Here is a 19,769-nt window from a genome sequence, read left to right on the forward strand (position 1 = left end):
TCAACTCCATGGGCCGGGAAGGCCCCGTCGGGTCAAGGAGGACCAGTGACGAAAACCCATACGCCCACGATCGTCGTCGCCGGCGCCGGTCTGACCGGGCTCTCCGCGGCGATTTCCGCCCGCGAGGCCGGCGCCCGCGTCGTACTGCTGGAAAAGGGCAGCCGCGAGGACGTCGGCGGGAACGCCGCCTTTTCCGGCGGGTTGTTCCTGTTCTGCTATGACGGGCCGGACGATCTGACGTCGATCACGCAGGACTTCGAACCGGGCATGAAAGCCGACCGGATCGAGGCGCCGCCGTACACCCGCCGGGCCTACGCGGCCGAGCTGTCGGCGATGAGCGGCGGCCGAGCCGAGCCACATCTGATCGACGCGCTCGCCGAACGGTCGTTGGACACCGTCCGCTGGCTGGCCGCGAAAGGTGTCCGCTTCACGTTCAACCGCACTCTGGGCGCCGAGATCCGCGGCGGCGTCCTGCACATCCCACCCGGCCAGGTCCTCACGTGCGTCGGCGAGGGAATGTCACGCGGGTTCGAGGTGATCCGGCCCCTGCTCGCGCACGCCGAGCGGATCGGCGTCGAGATCCGCTGGTTCACACCGCTGGCGGAGGTGCTGCACAGCGACGGCCGGGTCACGGGCGTTGCGGTCGGCGACGGCGGCCAGACCGTACCCGCCGACGCCGTAGTGGTCGCCACCGGCGGCTTCCAGGCCAACCGCGAACTTCGCCGCGAGCATCTGGGACCGGAGTGGGAAACGGTGCGCCTGCGCGGCACCCGCCTGGCCACGGGCGAAGGGATCCAGGCCGCACTTCGCGCCGGGGCGGACAAGGCCGGTACCTGGTCGAGCTGTCATTCGGCCGCGGTCGACCCGGCCATGCCCTCACCGGAGAGCAGTGCGGCCTCGCCGCCGTTCCCGCTGCACGGCTTCTGGCTCGGCGTACTCGTCAACCGCGACGGCGAGCGGTTCGTCGACGAGGGCCCCGGCCCATGGGTCAAGAACTACTCGAAGATGGGCAAGGCGATCATGCCGCAACCCGGGTGCGAGGCATTCGAGATCTTCGACCAGCGCACCGCGGCCCGGGTGGCCGATGAGTTCGCCGGCGCGGCAGTGCCCGTCGTCGCGGACACGGTGCCTGAGCTCGCCGAGCGGATCGGGGTGCCCGCCGACCGGCTGGCACACACGCTTCAGACGTTCAACAACGCCTGCCCGCCCGGTGACGGCATCAGTGAGGATCGCGGCACGGCCGGCATCACCCCGCCCAAGTCCCGCTGGGCCGCACCGCTCGACCGGCCACCGTACGTCGCCTACCACGCCGTGGCGGGGCTCACCTTCACCTTCGGCGGCATCCGGATCGACCCGGACGGACGGGCGCTCGGGGCAGACGGGGCGCCGGTGCCCGGTCTGTACGCGGCCGGCGAGGCCATCGGCGGTCTGTTCTACGGCGACTATCCTGGTGGCGCCGCCCTCATGCGCGCCGCGGTGTTCGGCCGCGCGGCCGGACACACCGCCGTGGCCGAAGCCGAGTCGGCTCCGCACCCGGCCTGAACAGCACGAAGTCGGTCGGACAACAGGGACGGACGGACCGCGGTCGGGTTCGTCGATCCGGCCCACGATCGCCCGGCTGCTCGCCTGCCCATGAATCGAGGCGGCAGCCGGGCGACACCGCGTGGTGGCATCGCGCGGGGGCATCGCGAGGGGGCGCCACGGCCTGCGTGCGGATGAGGGCGACCACGCGCCACCAGGACGGGCCGCAAGGGGGTGTCGGCGCGGTAATGCACCTACCCGGGCTATCCGGGTCCGCGCCTGGTGGCGGTCATCCGCGCGGTCATTCCTCGGGGCGGCCCATGTCCCGGAGTTCGTTCTCCACCACCACCGCGGCCTGCCGCAGGCGGTCATCAGCGGCGACGACGTCATCCCGCCCGAGCGTGGCGTTCAACGTGTCACTGATCTTGAGGACCTCGTCGCTCATCTCGGCCAAGGCGGCCAGACCCGCCTCGGTGACCCGGAGCGAGAGCGCCCGTTCGCTCTCCGGATGCGCGTCGCGGGCCACGAAACCGCGATTCTCCAATTGCGTGACGATCCGCGTCATGGTCTGCGGCCGCACGTAGCAGCGGCGTGACAGCTGAGCGAGGCTGAGATGGGGCTGATTGGCCAGGATGCGCAGGGCGGTGTAGCTGGACAGCGTCATCTTCCACGGACGCAGTCGCGTGTTCCCGATCCTGGTGACCGCCCGCTCGAACCGGAAGACGGCATCGATCATCGACGACGCTTCGTCCATGCCGGCGGTGGCCCCGGTCGGCGAACGACCGTCGTCGAACGGGTTGATGTAGGGGAGATCGCTTGTCACCCGCGCAGCATACGGCCTGCGGGACCAGATCATCAGCAAGCTTGCAATCATGTAAGCATGCTTCTACTCTATAAGCATGCTTACATCAACGGATCCTCGGCACCCGGCCCCCGACAGTGCGCGTTTTCGGACCGTCCTGGGGCACTTCCCCAGCGGCATCACCGCCATCACTTCGCGCGATGCGCAGGGCGGACCGGTGGGCATGACCGTCGCGTCGTTCACCTCGGTCTCACTCGACCCTCCGCTCGTGGCGTTCCTGCCCGGCAAGACGTCATCGACGTTCCCGGTCATCGCCGAGCGCGGCACCTTCTGCGTGAACGTCCTCGCCACCGGCCAGGAGCGGATCTGCGGTGCGCTGTCGGTGTCGGGAGGCGATAAATTCGCCGAGGTGGCCTGGCGGTCCGGTCCGAACGGAGACCCGGTCATCGACGGCGTGGTCGCCTGGATCGGCTGCACGGTCGAAGCCGTGCACGATGCCGGTGATCACTACATCGTCATCGGGCGTGTCAACGACCTCGACGCCGACAGCACGGCGTCACCCCTGCTGTTCTTCCGGAGCGGCTACAACCAACTCGTCTCCGCCTGATCAGTCATGGCACCCCGTAGAACCCCACGGGACGGCCTCAAGACCGCGGATACCTCGGAAGCGTTGACAGGAGGAGGGCCATCAACAAGAACGACGGAGTTCCCCGCGAACTGCTCGACGATCTCACGGCGGAGTTCGAAGCGCTGCGGGCACTCATCACCTCGGGGACGGACCTGCGGCGGCCGACTCCGGCGGCCGGCTGGGACGTCAGAGCCGGCGTGTCGCACCTGATCGGATGCGACCTTATGGCGGAGGAGGCGATGGCCACTCCCGGTGAATTCCGGCGTGTCCGTCCCGCCACGGACGAGGGCCTGAGCGCGCTCCTCGACAGCCACATCACGACCCGCCGGGACTCCTCGGCGGAAGGGCTACGACAGGAATGGGACGACGCCTTCGCGGCACTGCTGAAGGCGTTTCAGTCCACGCGCCGGGACCAGAAGGTCCCCTGGTTCGGACCGCCGATGAACCCGGCGACGCTGGCCACAGCTCGCCTGATGGAATACTGGGCACACGGCCAGGACGTCGCCGAAGCGCTGAAGATCGTCCGCCGGCCCACGGACCGGATCCGGCACATTTGCCACCTCGGATCCGCCACCTTCGCATTCAGCTTCACCAACCGCGGCCTGCCCGTGCCGTCGTCACCACCGCGCGTCGAACTACGCCTGCCCAGCGGCCGCCCGTGGGCCCGCGGCCCGGAGGACGCCCATGCCTCCGTCACGGGCGACGCGCTCGACTTCGCCCTGGTGGTCACCCAACGCAGGCATCCCCTCGACACGTCTCTGACCTGCCGAGGTGAGGTTGCCGAGCAGTGGCTCGCCATCGCCCAATGCTTCGCGGGCCCGCCCGGCCCGGGGCGGCCACCAGGCGAAGTACCGCAGTAGCGTGAGTGGTTGCCGCGCAAGCGTCATTTCTGGCGCATCACCCTAGGTGATGGCAGCGGGGAGGCGGACCTCGAAGCGGCAGCCGCCGTCGACATTGCGGACCGCCGCCTGGCCGTCGTGGGCCTCGACGATGCCGCGGACGATGGCGAGGCCCAGACCGGCGCCCGCCGGGGGTGTGCGGGCATTGGTGCCGCGCCAGCCGGTGTCGAAGACGCGCGGAAGGTCCTCCTCCGGGATCCCGCCGCAGCCGTCGGTGACCGACAGCACGACCGTGTCCGCCTCCCGTTCGGCGGTCACCGCGACCGTGCCGTCCGCCGGGGTGCGGCGGACGGCGTTGACGAGGAGGTTTCCGAGCACGCGGGTCATCTCCTTGCCGTCGACCTCCACCGGGACGGGGTCCACACGGTCGCCGATCAGCTGAACGCCCAGCTCACGGGCGAGCGGATCGACCCCGGCGAGGGCGTCGCCGATCAGGTCGTAGACGGAGATCCGGGTGGGGCTGAGGGCGAGCGCTCCGGCGTGGATGCGGGAGAGTTCGAAGAGGTCGCCGACCATCGTGTTCAGCCGCTCCACCTCGGTGCGGATCCGGCGGAGGTAGCGGTCCGGGTCCGGTGCCACCCCGTCCTCCAGCGCCTCGGACATCGCGCGCAGCCCCGCCAGCGGGGTGCGCAGATCGTGGGATATCCAGGCGACCAGCTCCCGGCGGGAGGACTCCAGGGCACGCTCACGCTCGCGGGAGGCGGCCAGCTTGGCGCTGGTGGCGGCCAGTTCACGGCCGAGCGCGGCGAGTTCGGCGGTGGCCTGGCCGTCGGGGGCGGCGAAGCTCCCGCCGTCCCCGAAGGAGCGGGCGGCGAGGGCCAGCGCGTTGCTGCGCGCCACCACCCAGCGGCCCAGCAGCAAGGCGGTGGCCATGGACACCACGGCGGCCATGGCGCAGACGGTGGTGACCACTGTCAGGTCGTGCGGGGACAGGAACATCGCCCAGGCGACGGCCAGCGTCCCGGCGAGCATCGCCGTGACCGCGACGGCGGCGACGACGGTGAGGGACACCGCGACCGAACGGCCGCGCACCAGCCGCAGAGCCAGCGCGCCCAGCAGACCGGCCGCCGCCGCGCCGAGGAAGGCGAACGCCGCCATGAGGAGCACATCACGCATCGGAGCCCGCCCCCCGCCCGTCGCCGTCCCGTCCCTCGGACCGCCGCGCCTCGTCCCATCGCACCTCGTCCCCTCGCCCGTTGTCAGGTGGCCCATCGGCGGCCTCGGGCGGAGCGTCGAAGCGGTAGCCGATGCCCCATACGGTCTGGATGAGCCGGGGCGCGGCGGGATCGTCCTCGACCTTTCCGCGCAGCCGCCGCACATGGACGGTGACGGTGGACAGATCCCCGAAGTCCCATCCCCACACCTCGCGCATCAGCTCCTCGCGGGTGAAGGCCACCCCCGGGTGGCGCAGCAGAAAGGACAGCAGGTCGAACTCGCGTACCGTCAGGGCGAGTTCCCGGCCGTCCCGGGTGGCGCGCCGGGCCAGGGGATCGAGGGTGATCCCGGCGCGGTGTGCCGCGCCGCCCGGGGCGGGGGCGGACGAGCCGGGGACCTGCGGACCGGGCCGGCCGCGGCGGAGCACCGACTCGACGCGCAGCACCAGCTCCCGTGGGCTGAACGGCTTGGTGACGTAGTCGTCCGCGCCGATCTCCAGGCCGAGGATCCGGTCCTCCTCGTCGCCGCGCGCGGTGAGCATGATGACCGGCACCGGGCCCTTGTCGCGGAGCGCGCGGCACACCTCCAGCCCGTCCATACCGGGCAGCATCAGGTCGAGGACGACCAGGTCCGGCCAGCGGGCGGCGGCGCGGGCGAGCGCCCCGGGGCCGTCGGCGGCCTGGTCCACGGCGAATCCGGCCCGGCCGAGGTACCCGGCGACGACCTCGGCCACGGTCGGATCGTCGTCCACGACGAGCACGCGGGTGGGAGACGGGGTCTGCTGCATGCCCCACAGCGTGACACCAGGTCCGGCGCCGGGGCGCGGCAGGGAGGCCGCGGACCGGGCGACGTCCGTGTTTCGTAAGAACCTGAAGCCCGAAATGTCGCTTTCTCCTTCGTAGTGTGGGGCGGGTGACAAACTCGACCACCCCCTGTGCGGACGTCGTCCTGCCGTGTCTGGACGAAGCCGCCGCCCTGCCCTGGGTGCTGGCCCGCATCCCGACCGGCTGGCGCGCCATCGTCGTCGACAACGGCTCCACGGACGGCTCGGCCACGATCGCCCGCGCGCACGGCGCCACCGTCGTGCACGAACCGCGCCGTGGCTTCGGCGCCGCTTGCCACGCCGGGCTGCTCGCCGCCGAGGCCGACATCGTCTGCTTCTGCGACTGCGACGCCTCGCTCGACCCCGGCCTGCTGACCGCCTTCGTGCGGACCGTCGCGGAAGGCGGCGCCGATCTCGTGCTGGGCCGGCGACGTCCCCAGGAGCGGGGGGCCTGGCCGATGCACGCCCGGCTCGGCAATATCGCGCTGACCCGCATGCTGCGGCGGCGCACCGGCCTCACGCTGGGCGACCTCGGCCCACTGCGGGCCGCGCGGCGCGAACCGCTGCTCGCCCTCGGCCTCACCGACCGCCGGAGCGGCTACCCGCTGCAGATGGTCGTGCGGGCCGCGGACGCGGGATGGCGGATCGAGGAGCGCGAGGTGCCGTACCGGCCGCGCACCGGGAAGTCGAAGGTCACCGGCACCTGGCGGGGCACCTGGCACGCGGTGCGCGATATGCGCGCGGTGCTGCGCCAACCGCCGGTGGCCCGCGACCTGGCCGCCTCCACGAGGGCCGCACGGTGAGCGCCGGGCCACGCGAGGGTGCGAACGCAGCGGAGGCCCCCTCGGCTCCCGACCGCCCCGGCTCCGGACCTGATACCGCCGGCGGGCCGGTCGCCGGTGCGGACATCCGTGCGGACACCGGATCCCGACCTGCCCACGAGAGCGGGACCACGCTGCTCATCATCGCCAAGGAACCGGTGCCCGGACGGGTGAAGACCAGGCTCACTCCCCCGCACACCCCCGCCGAGGCCGCCTCGCTCGCCGAGGCGTGCCTCGCCGACACGCTGCACGCCGCGCTCGCCACACCCGCCCGTCGCAGGGTGCTGGTGCTCGACGGGCACCCCGGGCCGTGGCTGCCACCGGGATTCGAGGTGGTACCGCAGTGCGACGGCGGTCTGGACGAACGGCTCGCCGCGGCCTTCGCCGCCTGCCGGGGCGCCGCCCTGCTGATCGGCATGGACACCCCCCAGGTGACCCCCGCTCTGCTCGCCCCCGCGCTGGGCCCGAACGGCTGGCACGACTGCGACGCCTGGTTCGGCCCGGCCGCCGACGGTGGCTTCTGGGCCTTGGGCCTCGCACAACCGGACCCCGGGCTGCTGCGGGGCGTGCCGATGTCCACCGCCACCACCGGTGCCGCACAGCGGCGCCGGCTGACGGACGCGGGGCTGCGGGTGCGCGACCTGCCGATGCTGCGCGACGTGGACACGGCGGAGGACGCCGCACGCGTGGCGGCCGACGTTCCGGGCGGGCGGTTCGCCCGGACCCTCGCCCGGCTGTCCCGGACCACCGCCCGATGAGCTCGGCGGAGACGGTGCGCGACGGATCCGTACGCGACGGACCGGTACGAGACGGACCGGTACGAGACGGGTCCGTACACGACGGACCGGTACGCGACGGCCCCGTGCGCGAGCGGACTCCCGCTCGCCGTGCGGCGGCCGCCTGGCACGCCGACCCCTATGTCCGGGCGCTGCACGCGGGCCGAGGTCCGCTGTTCCTGCGCCGAGCCGACGGCTGGATGCTGCCCTTGGATGTCGAACGCTGGTGTGCGGACGCCGACGCGGCCGACCGGACCGTGCTGCGGCGCTGCCAGGGCCCGGCCCTCGACATCGGCTGCGGACCCGGTCGGCTGGTGGCCGCGCTGGCCCTGCGCGGCCGCCCCTGCCTGGGCATCGACGTCAGCCAGGCGGCGGTCGCCCGAACCGTCCGTGCGGGCGGGCCCGCGCTGTGCCGCTCGGTCTTCGAACCGCTGCCCGGCGAGGGACGTTGGGGCACGGCGCTGCTGATCGACGGCAACATCGGCATCGGAGGCGATCCGCAGGCACTCCTCGCGCGCGTCGCTCAACTCATAGCTCCCGACGGGCTGCTGCTGGTGGAGGCCGCGGCGGCCGATGTGGACGAGCGGGTGCGGGTGCACGTGGACGACGGCCGGGGCGACGTGGGAACGGCCTTCCCCTGGGCCCGGGTCGGCGTCCCGGCACTGCTGGACCACGCGCGCGCGGTGGGCTGGAACCCGGTCGAGCAGTGGACCGCGCGGGATCGGAGCTTTGTGTCGCTGCGCCGCACACCGCCCCTGCCCCGGTCCGCCACGGAGCGCTGAGCCGTGCCCGCATCGCTGCGCGGCCTGCTGCGGCCCGGCCGGCTCGCCCGAGGGACCGGCCGGGTGCCTGATCAGCACTCCGGCCCGGGCCCTCGCCCACCGGCCCGCGACCGCCTCGCACCACCGCCTGACAGCACGGACGAGCCCCGCCCGACAGAGCGCCACACCCGGGCCGCGCGAACGCGTCGCACCGCCCACCCGTGGATCACCCCGCTCGCGCTGGCCACACTGCTCGGCTCGCTGGGCACCGTCCTCGCCCTGGCCTTCCGCGAGGACGACCTCCATACCGTGCCCGGCGTGCTCTCCGGCTGATACGCCCTCACCTGGGTGCTGTTCGCCGCGGCGGCGTGGACGGTCCGCCGCCTCGGCGCCCGCCAGGCCGCCGTCTTCGTCCTCGCGGGCAGCGTCGCGGTCGCCGCCACGGGCCTGCTCGCCCCACCGCGCACCAGCACCGACGCCTACCGCTACGCCTGGGACGGACGTGTGCAGGCCGCGGGCATATCTCCCTATGACCACGCGCCCGAGGACCCCGCGCTCGCTTCGCTGCGCGACCGCCGGCTCTTCCCGACGGGCTCCGGCTGCCATGGCCCCGACCGCGCCCCCGTCCGCCCCGCACCCGAACCTGCCGCGCCCGGCGCCCACCCACCCACCGATCAGGCGCCCGACCACGCGCGCGGCACCCCCGGCCCCGCCGAGGCGCAGTGCACGCGCCTCAATCGCCCCGCGGTCCATTCGATCTATCCTCCCGTCGCAGAGGGCTATTTCCTGCTTGTACACCGCTCGGCGCCGTCAGGTTCCACTCTCCTCCCCCTGCAGACCGGCGGCGCGCTGCTGTCCGTCGCCACCACCGCCGTGGTGCTCGCCGCGGCACGCCGCCGGCCCGATCCCCGCCTCCCGACCGCCCGCGCGGCGTGTGGGCCTGGTGCCCGGCCGTGCCGGTGGAGGCGGTGAACAACGCCCATGTCGATGCGCTGGGCGTGCTGTTGACCGTCGCGGGCCTGGTCACCGTCCCTCGCCGCCGCGCCCTGAGCGGTGCGCTGCTCGGTGCGGCGATCGCCGCCAAGCTGCTGCCCGCCGTAACTCTGCCGGGTGCGCTCTCCGGCGTCCTCGCCATGAACCCCAAGACCTCCGAGACTCCCAAGACCTCGAAGAGCCTCAAGCCGCCCAAGTCCCCCACCGCCCCCCACCCCCTCACCGCCACCCGGATCCGCCGCGCGGCGGCAGCGGCGGTGCGCAGCCGCGGCGATCGTGCTGCTCGCCGCGGCCGTGGTCGTGCTCGGCTACCTCCCCTACGTCCTCCTCTCGCGCTCCTCCGTGCTCGGCTATCTCACCGGCTATGTGGCCGAGGAGGGGTACGAGACGGGCTCCGCCACCGCGGACGACAAGAACCGCTACGCACTGCTGCGTCTGCTCCACCCCGCCCCGGAGAGCTGGGCCCTGCCGGTGGTCGGCGCCGTCCTGCTCGTGGTCGTGGCCTGGGGGCTGCTGCGCGGCGATCCGGGGCGGCCCTGGCGCGGCGCGCTGGTGGTGACCGGGACCGCGTTCCTGCTGATGACGCCCGGCCATCCCTGGTACCCGCTGTTGGTGGTGGCGCTGGTGGCCCTCGACGGGGGCTGGGAGTGGCTCGGCCCGCCGCTCGCGGGAGTCGCCCAGTATGTGACGGCCCGTGCGGTCGACGACGGCGCGTGGGTCGGGACGCTGGGGTACGCGGTCGCCGGTGCGGCGGTCATGGCCGGGCGGGCCGTGCGGGCCCTGCGGGCGGCTTCCGCTCCCCCACCGCCGGCGCTCCACGCCGAGGCCCCGGGCGGCGCCGCCACATCCGGATCGCCACCCGGACCGCCAGCCACACGGCCGAGGCGCCGAAGAGTCCCGCGGTGATCAGCAGCCAGCGCGGCCAGAAGACGTCGGCGCTCAGCCCGGTCGCGTTCTCGTAGCGGCGCTCCCGCCGGCCGAGGATCAGCGGGAACCACACCAGCAGGAGCAGCCCGGAGAGGAAGACGGGCACCCGCACATGGTTGATCCACCGGGCGGCGGCCGGGAGCACGGCGCCCACGGCACGGTCGGCGAGCGCGTACAGCGGAAGCAGCACCAGGTCATGGAGGATGGCGGCGCCGACGATCCACAGCACGATCCCGAACCAGTCGCCGCTCAGCAGCCTGATCCCGGCGTAGCCGGTCAGCGCGAACGAGCACAGCAGCAGCACCAGCCGCAGCGGTGACTCCCGCTCCAGCCGCCGCGGCCCGAAGCGGCGCAGTGCCTCCCGCGGCCCGAAGCGGCGCAGTGCGGCCTTCATACGGTCGCCTCGAAGCCCGCTCATGCGGTCTCCCCCATGCCCCCTCATGCGGCCTCCCCCATGCCCCTTCACGCGGTCTCCTCGAAGTTTCCGAAGGTCAGCCGGCCGACCCACTTGGTGTTGTGCACACCCGGAGCCCCGGGCACGATCACGCGCGCCGGATAGCCGTGGTCGGGCGACAGATCCGCGCCGTTGACCCTCAGGGCCAGCAGCGAGCGGGGGTCGCGCACCTGGACGTCGCTCAGCACGACGCGGCGGAAGGAGCCGTGCCGCTGCACCGACTCCACCAGGACCCTCGGCGGCCGGTCGGCATGCCCCACCAGCGCGGCGAGGTCGGCCAACCGCACCCCGTCCCACCGCTGGTCGGACGTGGACCACCCCTCCACGCAGGCGATGGGCAGGGCCGCGCCGTGTCGCGGCAGCCGCAGCATCTGCTCCCGGGTGAGGACGGTCTCGCGGCCCGTCGCGCCCCGCACCACCAGCCGCCAGTCGGGCCCGATGTCGCGGGCGCGGATGCCCACGGCCCTGGCGGTCTTGTTGATCTGGAAGCCGCCCGGCCCCGACCCCGGGTTGCGGCCGTGCGGCGCGAGCACGGCGGTCTCGCGCAGCGGGCCGCCGATGCTCTGACCGGCCGTCACCACCAGCAGCGCGAACGAGCCGGTGCCGACCATGGCGAGCGCGCCCCGCCGCGACATGGTGGGCGCGGCCGGCTGCGGGCTGACCAGGCCGGTCTCATCCGGCGGCTCCGGCTTGGTGTCCGGGGCGCGGGTGCGCAGCTCGGCCCGCAGATCGCGGCTGCGCAGCGCTCGCACCATGGCCGGGAACCGCAGCGCCACATGGACCACGAGGGCGGCCATGAAGATCCACGCCCCGTAGAAGTGCAGCGGGTAGAAGGACCCCGGGAAGATGTAGTCCAGCTGGACGTTGAGCACCCCGGTCGCGAACTCGAACAGCCCGCCGCCGACCAGCGCCAGCAGCGAGAGCCGCTCCAGCCCGTGCCCTACCGACCGCACCGGCGGCCAGGTGAACAGCTTGGGGATGACCGACCACAGCTTGGCCAGCAGCACGGGGACGAGCACGATCCCGAGGGTGACGTGCACGCCCTGGTTGACGCGGTAGAGCCAGGAGGGGTTGGTCGGCCAGGTGAAGAGATAGAAACCGAGCAGCCCCTTGTCCGGGGTCTGGTCGTTGACCGGGGACAGGTCGGGGTTGTAGGCGGCGTACGACAGCAGTCCGGTCACGAAGAGAACGGGCAGGCCGAAGAGCAGGATCAAGCCGAAGACAGACGTCAGCCAGGGGCCGCGCAGCGGGCTCCGCCACAGCGCGCGGCGGTCACGGTGGGTACGGGGAGGGTGACTCATGGCATGACCGTAGGGCGGCCGCGCCGCGTTCCGGGGCCTTGAGCCCATGACGAAACGGTGACGTCAGCCGCCCCGGCCGCGAGGATCTGACGGTCCGGTGACGGCGCGCGGCGCGGCGGCCCGGACGCGGGCTTCACGACGTAGCGTGACGTCGTGAAACTCCCTCTCCACAGCGGCATCGACACCCGGGCCATCGAGAACGAGAAGCGGCCCGGCCGGCGCCGGGACGTGCTCGCCGCCGCTGCCGCCGCCGTGCTCTTCGCCGTCGCCGCCGTCGTCGGCACCCTGATCCAGCGGGCCGATCACTCGCTGTACGTCGACTGGGCGCCGCTGTACGCCGACTGGCTGCCCCATGTGGGCCCCGGCACGCCCGCCGCCCTGGCCGTCGCCGCCGCGGTCGTCGTCCACGGCGCCCGGCTCGCGGTACGGCTGCCGTGGCGCGGGCTGCTGGGGGCCGTCTGGGCGGCGTCCATGGCCTGGATCTGGTCACTGGCGCTGGTCGACGGATGGCGGCGGGGGGTGGCGGAGCGGCTGACCGCGCGCCACGAATATCTGCGCGGTATCGACCGGTTCCACGACATCGGCGCGGCCCTGCGCGGCTTCACCGGCCACATCCTGCTCACCCAGCCCGACCACTGGCCCGCCCATATCGCGGGCCATCCGCCGGGCGCCGTGCTCACCTTCGTCGGCCTGGACCGGCTGGGCCTGGGCGGCGGCGCTTGGGCGGGGGCCTTCTGCATCACGGTGGGCGGCTCGGCGGCGGTCGCGATCCTGGTCACGCTGCGCGCCCTGGGGCAGGAGCGGGCCGCGCGCGCTGCCGCCCCGTTCCTGGTCCTAACGCCCGGGGCGGTCTGGGTGGGCGCCTCGGCCGACGGCTATTTCGCGGCCGTCGCGGCCTGGGGGCTCGCGCTGCTGGCGCTCGCGGCGACGCGTACGGTCCGGGCGCCCGGTGCGGTCGCGTTCGGGTCCGGGCTGCTGCTGGGGCTGACGGCCTATCTCTCCTACGGGCTGACGCTGCTGGCGCTGCCCGCCGCCGCCGTGCTCCTGCTCGCCCGTACCGCGCGGCCACTGCCGTTCGCGCTGATGGGGGCGGCGGTGGTGGCCGGTGCGTTCACACTGACCGGCTTCCAGTGGTGGGAGGGGTACTCCCTGCTGATCGAGCGCTACTACCAGGGCGTGGCCTCGGACCGCCCGTACGCGTACTGGGTCTGGGCCAACCTGGCCGTCGCGACGGTGGTCGCCGGTCCGGCCTGTGTCGCGGGCGCGCGGCGGATGCTGTCGGCGGTGCCGGACGTCGTACGGCGGCTGCGCCCCGGCGGTCCGGGCGCCCCGGACGGGCTCGTGGTGCTGACCTTCGCCGTGCTGCTCGCGCTCGTCGTGGCCGATCTGTCCGGAATGAGCAAGGCCGAGACGGAGCGGATCTGGCTTCCCTTCCTGGTCTGGCTGCTGCCCACCGCCGCGCTGCTGCCCGCCGTTGATCGTCGCCGCTGGCTTGTGGCCCAGGCGTGTCTCGGACTGCTCGTCAACCACCTGCTTTTGACCGGTTGGTGAGGAGACCGATGTGAAGGGCACGTGATACTTCTGTGATACTGAGGGGGACGTACATCTGTACTGTTGCCAGGGGGCGGGACCCGTGAAGGCGCTGAAGATCGTGAAAGCGTTGAAGGCTTTAAACGCGAAGAACACCTATGGCGTGGCCGCGCCCATAGGCGCGCTCACGGCCGTGGCCGTCGTGGTGGCGCTGCTGATAGCCCTGACCTCGCCGGGGGACGCGGGAGGCGCACAGGACGGGGATCTCCCCGCGGCCGCGGCGTCTCCCAAGTCGGACCGGGTCCCCAGGGAGCCCAAGAAGAAGGACAAGTACGCCCATTGGGACGGCAAGGTCAAGGTGCTCGGGGACGGCTCCACGTCCTACACCGGACCGCAGCCGCATCAGCTCAAGCCCGAGAAGCTCAAACCCGGTGAGAAGCCGCCGCAGTTCGTGGTCTTCTCCTGGGACGGCGCGCTGGAGAACGACGACCATCTCTTCTCCCGCTTCCGCCAGGTGGCCAAGGAGAGCGACGCCACGATGACGTTCTTCCTGAGCGGCATGTATCTGCTGCCCAAGTCGAAGAGCGACCTCTATCGCCCGCCCCAGCACAAGCCGGGCTCGGCCGCCATATCCTTCCCCACCGACGAGCACATCAGGGAGACCCTGGAGCAGCTGAGCGGGGCCTGGCAGGACGGCAACGAGATCGGCTCGCACTTCAACGGCCACTTCTGCGGCGCCAAGGGCGGGCAGGACTGGTCCACCCAGGAGTGGAAGAGCGAAACGGAACAGGCCGTCTCCTTTGTGAAGCACTGGAAGACCAACACCGGATTCACCGACATCAAACCGCTGCCGTTCGACTACGACGTGGAGCTGGCGGGCGGGCGCGCGCCGTGCCTGGAGGGCCAGAAGACGCTGATTCCGGCCATCAAATCCCTCGGCTGGCGCTATGACGCGAGCTCCCCGGGCGACTTCCAGCTCTGGCCGTCCAAGATCGATGGCATCTGGAACTTCCCGCTGCAGCTGGTGCCGTACCCGGAGAGCGAGAAGCAGGTCCTGTCGATGGACTTCAACTTCCTCTTCAACCAGTCCGGTGACAGCACCGAGGGCGACCCGGCGAAGTACGCGGAGTGGGAGCGGCTGACCCGCGAGGGGTATCTGAACGGCTTCGAGCGGGCCTACAACGGCAGCCGGGCGCCGCTGTTCATCGGCAACCACTTCGAGACCTGGAACGGCGGCATCTATATGCAGGCCATCGAGGACGTGATGCGGAGCGTCTGCCGCCGCGACGGGGTGCGGTGCGTGTCGTTCAAGCAGCTCGCCGACTGGCTGGACGCCCAGGACCCGAAGGTCCTGGCGAAGCTGCGGATGCTGGACCCGGCGGAATCGCCGGACTGGTCCACGTACACCAAGACCAAGTAGCGGCGGAAGCGGTCCTGTTGCCGGATCTCCGCCGAGGCTTATTCCGCGGGGGCTCGTTCCGCCGCCCGGTCCGTCATATAGGTCTTCCAGATGTCCAGGGGGTAGGTGTCGCCGGAGGTGTCGGTGGTATCCCCGCCCATCCCCTTGAGCGGCATCAGCTCCTGCGACTTGGGGTCCACCCGGGACAGCGAGACCGCCGTCGACAGCTTCTTGGTGTAGCCGACGAACCAGGCGGAGTTGCCGTCCTGCGCCGTGCCCGCCTTACCGGCCACCTCACCACCGGCCGCGGCGGCCCCGCTCGCCGCGCCGTCCGGGCTGTGGACGGCATCGCGCAGCGCCTCGTCCACCTCCGCCGCGACCGCCGGGCTGAAGGCCCGCTTGGCGCTGTCCTTGCGCAGTTCGAGCCGCTCCCCGCCGTGGGTGAGCCCGCTCACCGAGTACGGCGCGTAGTGGGTGCCCTCGGCGGCGAACGTCCCGTAGGCGCTGGCCATACGGATCGAGCTGGGCGTCGCGGTGCCCAGCGAGAACGCTGGCACCCGCGCGCCGAAGCTGCTGGGCAGCAGCCCCGCGTCGATGGACGCCTGCCGGACCCGGTCCAGGCCGACGTCCATGCCCAGCTGGATCATCGGGGTGTTGATGGACCGCACGATCGCCTGGCGCAGGGAGACCTGCCCATAGGAGGCGTCACCGTCGTTGCTGGCCCGCACGATCTTGCCGCTGCGGTCCCAGTACGGCCCCTCGGGCGTATGCACCGCGATCTTGTTGTCGCCGTCGTAGAGCGTCGAGGGGGTCACGGGTGTCCGCTCCCCGTTGCGCTTCAGCAGTACGCCGTCGCGCAGCGCGGCCGCGTAGACGAAGGGGGTGAAGGAGGTGCCGGCCGGGACGTTGGAGGCGTTCGCGTCGTTGAATCCCTGCTCCAGATAGCCGGGGCCGCCGTACAGCGCGCGGATCGCGCCGCCGGGGGCCACCGAGGCGGCGCCGATCCGCACATGGCGGTCCTCGGGGCGCCGCTCGGGATCGAGGGTGTCCCGGGTCTTCTTCACCGCCTTGGCCAGCGCCTGGACCTTCGGCCTCTCGAAGGTGGTGTGAATCTGGTAGCCGCCCAGGTCGAAATCGGCGTCGGATATCTCGGTATGGGAGCTCACATACGCCTTGGCCGTCTCCACCAGATAGCCGACCTGACCGGTGAGCCCCGCCGACTTGGGCGGCGCCTTGGGCTCGGGGAACGACGTATAGCGGGCCCGCTCGGACCGGGAGAGCTTTCCGATGTCGACCATCCGGTCCAGCACCCACTTCCAGCGGTCGACGGCCCGCTTGTGGTTCTTGGCGCTGAGCGTCGGGTCGAATGTCCCGGCACCCTTGAGCAGCGAGGCGAGCAACGCGCCCTCGCTCGCGTTGAGTTCCGAGACGTCCTTGCCGTAGTACGCGTACGCCGCCCGCTGAATGCCGTAACTGCCGCGCCCGAACCAGCTGGTGTTCAGATAGCGCTGAAGGATCTCCCGCTTACTCATCCGGTCGTCCAGCTTGATGGCCATGAACATCTCGGTGAGCTTGCGGGAAAAGGTCTGGCGCTGATTCAGATAGGCATTCTTCACATACTGCTGGGTGATGGTGGATCCGCCCTGGGTCTCACCGCCCGTCACCATCCGCGTCACGGCGCGCATCAGGCCGCTCGGGGACACTCCGCTGTCGGAGTAGAAACTGGCGTTCTCGGCGGCGAGCACCGCCCACTGGACATCCTGCGGCACCTTGCCCAGCGGCACCTCCTGCCGGTTGACCGGACCGGTGCGGGCCATCTCGGTGCCGTCGGCCCAGTAGTAGACGTTGTCCTGCTGGGTGGCGAAGTCGTTGAGGTTCTTGGGTATGTCGGTCTGCAGATACAGATAGCTCAGCAGACCGGTCAGACTGCCGAGGCAGAACAGGAAGAGCAGGGTGACCTGACGCCACGACGGCAGCCATCGCCCCACACCACTCCGCCCCGCCCGGGGGTAGTCCAGCCGGACCCGCGCGACCGCCCAGCGGCGCAGCCGCATCCCCCGGCTCCCCGAGGACGGCTTTCGGCGGTGCTTGCGGTGCTTCCCCATGGCGTTGTCACTGCTGCCCAGCACGTGTTTCCCCCACGCTCGCTCCGCGCGCGGGCGCGGCACAAAGGTGTGATCTTCCATCCCCCCCGGACCAGACGATCCTATTTTCCCCTCTGAACGTCTGTCGCCACAGGGCCCCAATTTTTTGTAACAGTGACCATATTCAGCGACACCACCCACCCGGTGACCTTTCGCACCGCCCGGACCACCCCTGCCGACGGCCCCGCGGACTCCCCTCCGGCGCGATGCTGCGAAGCTCAAATGAAGCTCTGAACCACGGGGGCGGGGGATTCGTCCTCCTTCTACGGGGTCATCACCCCAGCACGCGAGAACAACACCGCGGGGGACGCGGTACGGAACGAGGAGGGGGAGCCATGGTGCGCCTCGGTACCGGAATCGGCTGGCGGCCGGAGATCGCCGACGACATCGCGCGACTGCCCGGCATCGACTGGGTCGAGGTGGTGGCGGAGAACATCTGCCCCGACCATGTGCCGGACGCGCTCCGGCGGCTGCGCGAGCGCGGGACCACGGTGGTCCCGCACGGGGTGTCGCTCGGCCTCGGGGGAGCCGAGCGGCCCGACCCCGGCCGCCTGCGGGCGCTGGCCGAGCGGGCCGAGGCGCTGGGCTCGCCGCTGGTCACCGAGCACATCGCGTTCGTCAGGGCCGGGGGGCCGCTGACCGCGTCACCGGCCATCGAGGCCGGGCATCTGCTGCCGGTGCCGCGGACCCGTGACGCGCTGGACGTGCTGTGCGAGAACGTGCGCATCGCGCAGGACGCGCTGCCGGTGCCGCTCGCGGTGGAGAACATCGCGGCGCTGATCTCCTGGCCCGGCGAGGAGATGTCCGAGGGCCAGTTCCTGGCCGAGCTCGTGGAGCGCACGGGGGTGCGGCTGCTCATCGACGTGGCCAATCTGCACACCAACCACGTCAACCGGGGCGAGGACCCGGCCAAGGCGCTGGACGAGCTGCCCACGTCGGCGATCGCCTACGTCCATGTGGCGGGCGGGGTGGAGAAGGACGGGGTGTGGCACGACAGCCACGCCCATCCGGTGACCCAGCCGGTGCTCGACGTCCTCGCCGAGCTGTGCGCCCGTACGGCACCGCCTGGCGTACTGCTGGAGCGCGACGAGGACTTCCCGGCGGCCGGGGAGCTGGCGGGCGAGCTGGAGGCGATCCGCGCGGTGACGGCGGCGGGGGCGGCGGGCGCGGCCGGCACTCCGGTGAGGGCCTCCGCCGCGCCCGAGGCTCCCGTGCCGGACGCCGTCCGTGAGCGGCTGGCGCTCGCCCAGACCTCGCTGCTGTCCGCGCTGGTCGGGGGCACCCCGCCGCCCGAGGGCTTCGACCTGCGACGGCTGCGGGTGCAGAGCGCGGCACTGACGGCCAAGCGGGCGTCCGTGGTCGCCAAGGTGGCCCCGGAGCTGCCGGAGATCCTGGGCACCGGCTACCGCCCGGCGTTCGCGCGGTACGCCGACGGCCGCCCGATGACCGGCGGCTACCGCCGCGACGCGCTGGCGTTCGCCGAGCATCTGCTGGCGGACGGCCGACCCGACGACCCGGCCGCCCGGCGCCGCCTGACGCTGTGGTGGCAGGAGCGGTCCGGGCCCGCGCCCCTGGCGTCCCATCCGGCGGCGCGCCTGGCCCGCCGGGTCCGGCTCGCGCTGAGCGGGCGGCGAGCGGCATGAGCACGACGGTGATCCTGGTCTACGCGGCCGTCGCCCTGTCGTCGGTGGTGCTCATCACCGGCACGGCCCGGGCCCGGCGCGGGGAGGCCGTGGGGCCGGTGGACGCCCGGGCATACGACCTGCTGGAGGCCGCCTTCCTGGCGGGCGGGCCGGGCCGGACGGCGGACACCGTGATCAGCACGATGTACGCGGACGGGCGGCTGGCGATCGGCGACCCCGGAGTGGTCTCGGTGCGGCAGCCGATCGCGCGCGGCCCGGTCGAGGAGGACCTGCTGCGGCTGTGCGCCCGCTCCCCGCACGGCGCCCTGAACTGGCTGCGCCGGGAGCTGATGCGCAGTGCGGCGGTGCAGGCGATCGGCGACCGGCTGGCGGGGCGCGGACTGATGGTGCGGCCGGAGGCCCTCCGGTTCTGGCGGCGCGCGGCACGGGCGCAGAACACGCTCTGCGCGGTGGGCATGTTCCTGGGCATCATGATGAGCGTCGACTCCATCGCGGACGGCGGACTTCCGCTGATCATCGCGATCGCCCCCGCGCTCTTCACCGGCTTCCTCATCGGCGGAATCTGCGCCGGTGCGGCCAAGCGCCGGCTGACCGCCGCCGGGAAGCGGGCGCTGGTGGCGTACCGGAGGGAGTCGGGGGTCGGCGAGCGGCGGCACTCCCTGTCCGTCGGCCACCCGGCGACGGTCCCCGTCGCGGTCGTCGTCGCGCTGACCGGGGCGGCCGCCCTGACGGACGATCCACTGCTGCGCAAGCAACTGCTGGACGCGCAGAAGGTGCCGGGCGGTCCGGGGTCGTCGACCGACTCGGGGTCTTCGGGTACCTCGGACTCCGGCGGCGGATCGTGGTGCGGAGGGGGCAGCTCCGGTTGCGGAGGCTCCTCGTGCGGCGGCTCGTCCTGCGGCGGGGGCGGGGGCTCCTCCTGCGGCGGCTCCTCGGGGTCGAGCTGCGGCGGGGGCGGAGGATGCGGCGGCGGCAGCTGAGCCGCCGCACAACGGGGCCGGGTTGCTGCCAGGGTCCCGGGAGGCCCGGCAGAGTCCGCCGCGCATCTTCAACCACCAGCGGGCGCCACGTGTTGGCGGCAGCCGCAGCCCGGTGCCCACAGTGCCGATGACGACCCCGCACGCCACGACCAGCGGGCGCCGGGTGCGGGCTGTCGGTCGTAGCTCTGCCGGGCCGAGCCGCAGCCCGGTGC

18 protein-coding genes and 1 pseudogene are annotated in these 19,769 nt (G+C 72.4%); 13 read left to right on the top strand and 6 right to left on the bottom strand.

What is annotated here, in order from left to right:
- Nucleotides 1-45: 45 nt before the first annotated feature.
- Nucleotides 46-1,542 carry an FAD-dependent tricarballylate dehydrogenase TcuA gene (gene tcuA, locus ACFYOY_RS25955; RefSeq protein WP_351879003.1) on the top strand — a complete coding sequence of 499 codons (1,497 nt, stop codon included), beginning with the start codon at nt 46-48 and terminating at the stop codon, nt 1,540-1,542.
- Between the two features lie 280 nt (nt 1,543-1,822).
- Here tcuA and ACFYOY_RS25960 read toward each other — a convergent pair whose 3' ends face one another.
- Nucleotides 1,823-2,377, bottom strand: a complete 555-nt coding sequence (locus ACFYOY_RS25960; RefSeq protein ID WP_078644418.1) for a MarR family winged helix-turn-helix transcriptional regulator — start codon at nt 2,375-2,377, stop codon at nt 1,823-1,825.
- Between the two features lie 43 nt (nt 2,378-2,420).
- Between ACFYOY_RS25960 and ACFYOY_RS25965 the strand changes: the two genes are divergently transcribed.
- On the top strand, nt 2,421-2,930 hold the full coding sequence (locus ACFYOY_RS25965) for a flavin reductase family protein (RefSeq protein ID WP_351879006.1): 510 nt from the start codon (nt 2,421-2,423) through the stop codon (nt 2,928-2,930).
- A gap of 110 nt (nt 2,931-3,040) precedes the next feature.
- Nucleotides 3,041-3,811: a TIGR03084 family metal-binding protein gene (locus tag ACFYOY_RS25970; protein WP_351879568.1), complete on the top strand. Its 771-nt coding sequence runs from the start codon at nt 3,041-3,043 to the stop codon at nt 3,809-3,811.
- A gap of 42 nt (nt 3,812-3,853) precedes the next feature.
- Here the strand turns inward: ACFYOY_RS25970 and ACFYOY_RS25975 are convergent, their stop codons facing one another.
- On the bottom strand, nt 3,854-4,966 hold the full coding sequence (locus tag ACFYOY_RS25975; protein ID WP_351879009.1) for a HAMP domain-containing sensor histidine kinase: 1,113 nt from the start codon (nt 4,964-4,966) through the stop codon (nt 3,854-3,856).
- Nucleotides 4,959-5,792, bottom strand: coding sequence for a response regulator transcription factor (locus ACFYOY_RS25980; RefSeq protein WP_351879012.1), 834 nt, complete (start codon nt 5,790-5,792; stop codon nt 4,959-4,961). The genes ACFYOY_RS25975 and ACFYOY_RS25980 overlap by 8 nt, the downstream gene beginning before the upstream one ends.
- Nucleotides 5,793-5,908: 116 nt before the next feature.
- Between ACFYOY_RS25980 and ACFYOY_RS25985 the strand changes: the two genes are divergently transcribed.
- The 6 genes and pseudogenes from ACFYOY_RS25985 to ACFYOY_RS26010 all read left to right on the top strand — a co-directional run.
- Nucleotides 5,909-6,631: a glycosyltransferase family 2 protein gene (locus ACFYOY_RS25985; protein WP_351879015.1), complete on the top strand. Its 723-nt coding sequence runs from the start codon at nt 5,909-5,911 to the stop codon at nt 6,629-6,631.
- Between the two features lie 104 nt (nt 6,632-6,735).
- On the top strand, nt 6,736-7,407 hold the full coding sequence (locus tag ACFYOY_RS25990; RefSeq protein ID WP_351879571.1) for a DUF2064 domain-containing protein: 672 nt from the start codon (nt 6,736-6,738) through the stop codon (nt 7,405-7,407).
- Complete coding sequence (locus ACFYOY_RS25995; RefSeq protein ID WP_388589911.1) at nt 7,404-8,207, top strand: methyltransferase domain-containing protein; 804 nt, start codon at nt 7,404-7,406, stop codon at nt 8,205-8,207. The genes ACFYOY_RS25990 and ACFYOY_RS25995 overlap by 4 nt, the downstream gene beginning before the upstream one ends.
- 3 nt (nt 8,208-8,210) lie before the next feature.
- The gene (locus ACFYOY_RS26000) at nt 8,211-8,519 is read left to right on the top strand and encodes a hypothetical protein (protein WP_351879021.1); all 309 of its coding nucleotides are present in this window, start codon (nt 8,211-8,213) and stop codon (nt 8,517-8,519) included.
- Nucleotides 8,520-8,534: 15 nt separating this feature from the next.
- On the top strand, nt 8,535-9,158 hold the full coding sequence (locus ACFYOY_RS26005; protein WP_388589914.1) for a hypothetical protein: 624 nt from the start codon (nt 8,535-8,537) through the stop codon (nt 9,156-9,158).
- A pseudogene (locus tag ACFYOY_RS26010) lies at nt 9,119-9,235 on the top strand (hypothetical protein); the annotation flags it as partial. The gene ACFYOY_RS26005 and the pseudogene ACFYOY_RS26010, both read left to right, overlap by 40 nt.
- Nucleotides 9,236-9,933: 698 nt before the next feature.
- Here the strand turns inward: ACFYOY_RS26010 and ACFYOY_RS26015 are convergent.
- On the bottom strand, nt 9,934-10,524 hold the full coding sequence (locus ACFYOY_RS26015) for a hypothetical protein (RefSeq protein ID WP_388589917.1): 591 nt from the start codon (nt 10,522-10,524) through the stop codon (nt 9,934-9,936).
- A 44-nt stretch (nt 10,525-10,568) separates the two neighbouring features.
- A complete protein-coding gene (locus ACFYOY_RS26020) occupies nt 10,569-11,861 on the bottom strand; it encodes a molybdopterin-dependent oxidoreductase (RefSeq protein ID WP_388589920.1) in 1,293 nt (430 codons plus the stop codon).
- Nucleotides 11,862-12,014: 153 nt separating this feature from the next.
- On the opposite strand from ACFYOY_RS26020, the gene ACFYOY_RS26025 reads away from it, so the two are divergent.
- Nucleotides 12,015-13,412, top strand: a complete 1,398-nt coding sequence (locus ACFYOY_RS26025; protein WP_388589922.1) for a hypothetical protein — start codon at nt 12,015-12,017, stop codon at nt 13,410-13,412.
- Nucleotides 13,413-13,521: 109 nt separating this feature from the next.
- Nucleotides 13,522-14,811, top strand: a complete 1,290-nt coding sequence (locus ACFYOY_RS26030) for a hypothetical protein (RefSeq protein WP_388590167.1) — start codon at nt 13,522-13,524, stop codon at nt 14,809-14,811.
- A 38-nt stretch (nt 14,812-14,849) separates the two neighbouring features.
- Here ACFYOY_RS26030 and ACFYOY_RS26035 read toward each other — a convergent pair whose 3' ends face one another.
- A complete protein-coding gene (locus tag ACFYOY_RS26035; protein WP_351879577.1) occupies nt 14,850-16,844 on the bottom strand; it encodes a transglycosylase domain-containing protein in 1,995 nt (664 codons plus the stop codon).
- 425 nt (nt 16,845-17,269) lie between these two features.
- Between ACFYOY_RS26035 and ACFYOY_RS26040 the strand changes: the two genes are divergently transcribed.
- The gene (locus tag ACFYOY_RS26040; RefSeq protein ID WP_351879036.1) at nt 17,270-18,577 is read left to right on the top strand and encodes a DUF692 domain-containing protein; all 1,308 of its coding nucleotides are present in this window, start codon (nt 17,270-17,272) and stop codon (nt 18,575-18,577) included.
- Nucleotides 18,574-19,557, top strand: coding sequence for a TIGR04222 domain-containing membrane protein (locus ACFYOY_RS26045; RefSeq protein ID WP_351879038.1), 984 nt, complete (start codon nt 18,574-18,576; stop codon nt 19,555-19,557). Before ACFYOY_RS26040 ends, ACFYOY_RS26045 begins: the two co-directional genes overlap by 4 nt.
- Nucleotides 19,558-19,769 lie beyond the last annotated feature (212 nt).

Source organism: Streptomyces sp. NPDC007875 (genome assembly GCF_042868035.1).
In the GTDB taxonomy this organism is placed as follows: domain Bacteria; phylum Actinomycetota; class Actinomycetes; order Streptomycetales; family Streptomycetaceae; genus Streptomyces; species Streptomyces antimycoticus.

Excerpts from the sequence above, each read along its gene's own strand:
- ACFYOY_RS25980 (WP_351879012.1), bottom strand. The coding sequence starts at position 5,792 with ATGCAGCAGACCCCGTCTCCCACCCGCGTGCTCGTCGTGGACGACGAT.
- ACFYOY_RS26040 (WP_351879036.1), top strand. The coding sequence starts at position 17,270 with ATGGTGCGCCTCGGTACCGGAATCGGCTGGCGGCCGGAGATCGCCGAC.
- ACFYOY_RS26035 (WP_351879577.1), bottom strand. The coding sequence starts at position 16,844 with ATGCGGCTGCGCCGCTGGGCGGTCGCGCGGGTCCGGCTGGACTACCCC.
- ACFYOY_RS26020 (WP_388589920.1), bottom strand. The coding sequence starts at position 11,861 with ATGAGTCACCCTCCCCGTACCCACCGTGACCGCCGCGCGCTGTGGCGG.
- ACFYOY_RS25975 (WP_351879009.1), bottom strand. The coding sequence starts at position 4,966 with ATGCGTGATGTGCTCCTCATGGCGGCGTTCGCCTTCCTCGGCGCGGCG.
- ACFYOY_RS26045 (WP_351879038.1), top strand. The coding sequence starts at position 18,574 with ATGAGCACGACGGTGATCCTGGTCTACGCGGCCGTCGCCCTGTCGTCG.
- ACFYOY_RS25960 (WP_078644418.1), bottom strand. The coding sequence starts at position 2,377 with ATGATCTGGTCCCGCAGGCCGTATGCTGCGCGGGTGACAAGCGATCTC.
- ACFYOY_RS26015 (WP_388589917.1), bottom strand. The coding sequence starts at position 10,524 with ATGAGCGGGCTTCGAGGCGACCGTATGAAGGCCGCACTGCGCCGCTTC.
- ACFYOY_RS25995 (WP_388589911.1), top strand. The coding sequence starts at position 7,404 with ATGAGCTCGGCGGAGACGGTGCGCGACGGATCCGTACGCGACGGACCG.
- ACFYOY_RS25965 (WP_351879006.1), top strand. The coding sequence starts at position 2,421 with ATGCTTACATCAACGGATCCTCGGCACCCGGCCCCCGACAGTGCGCGT.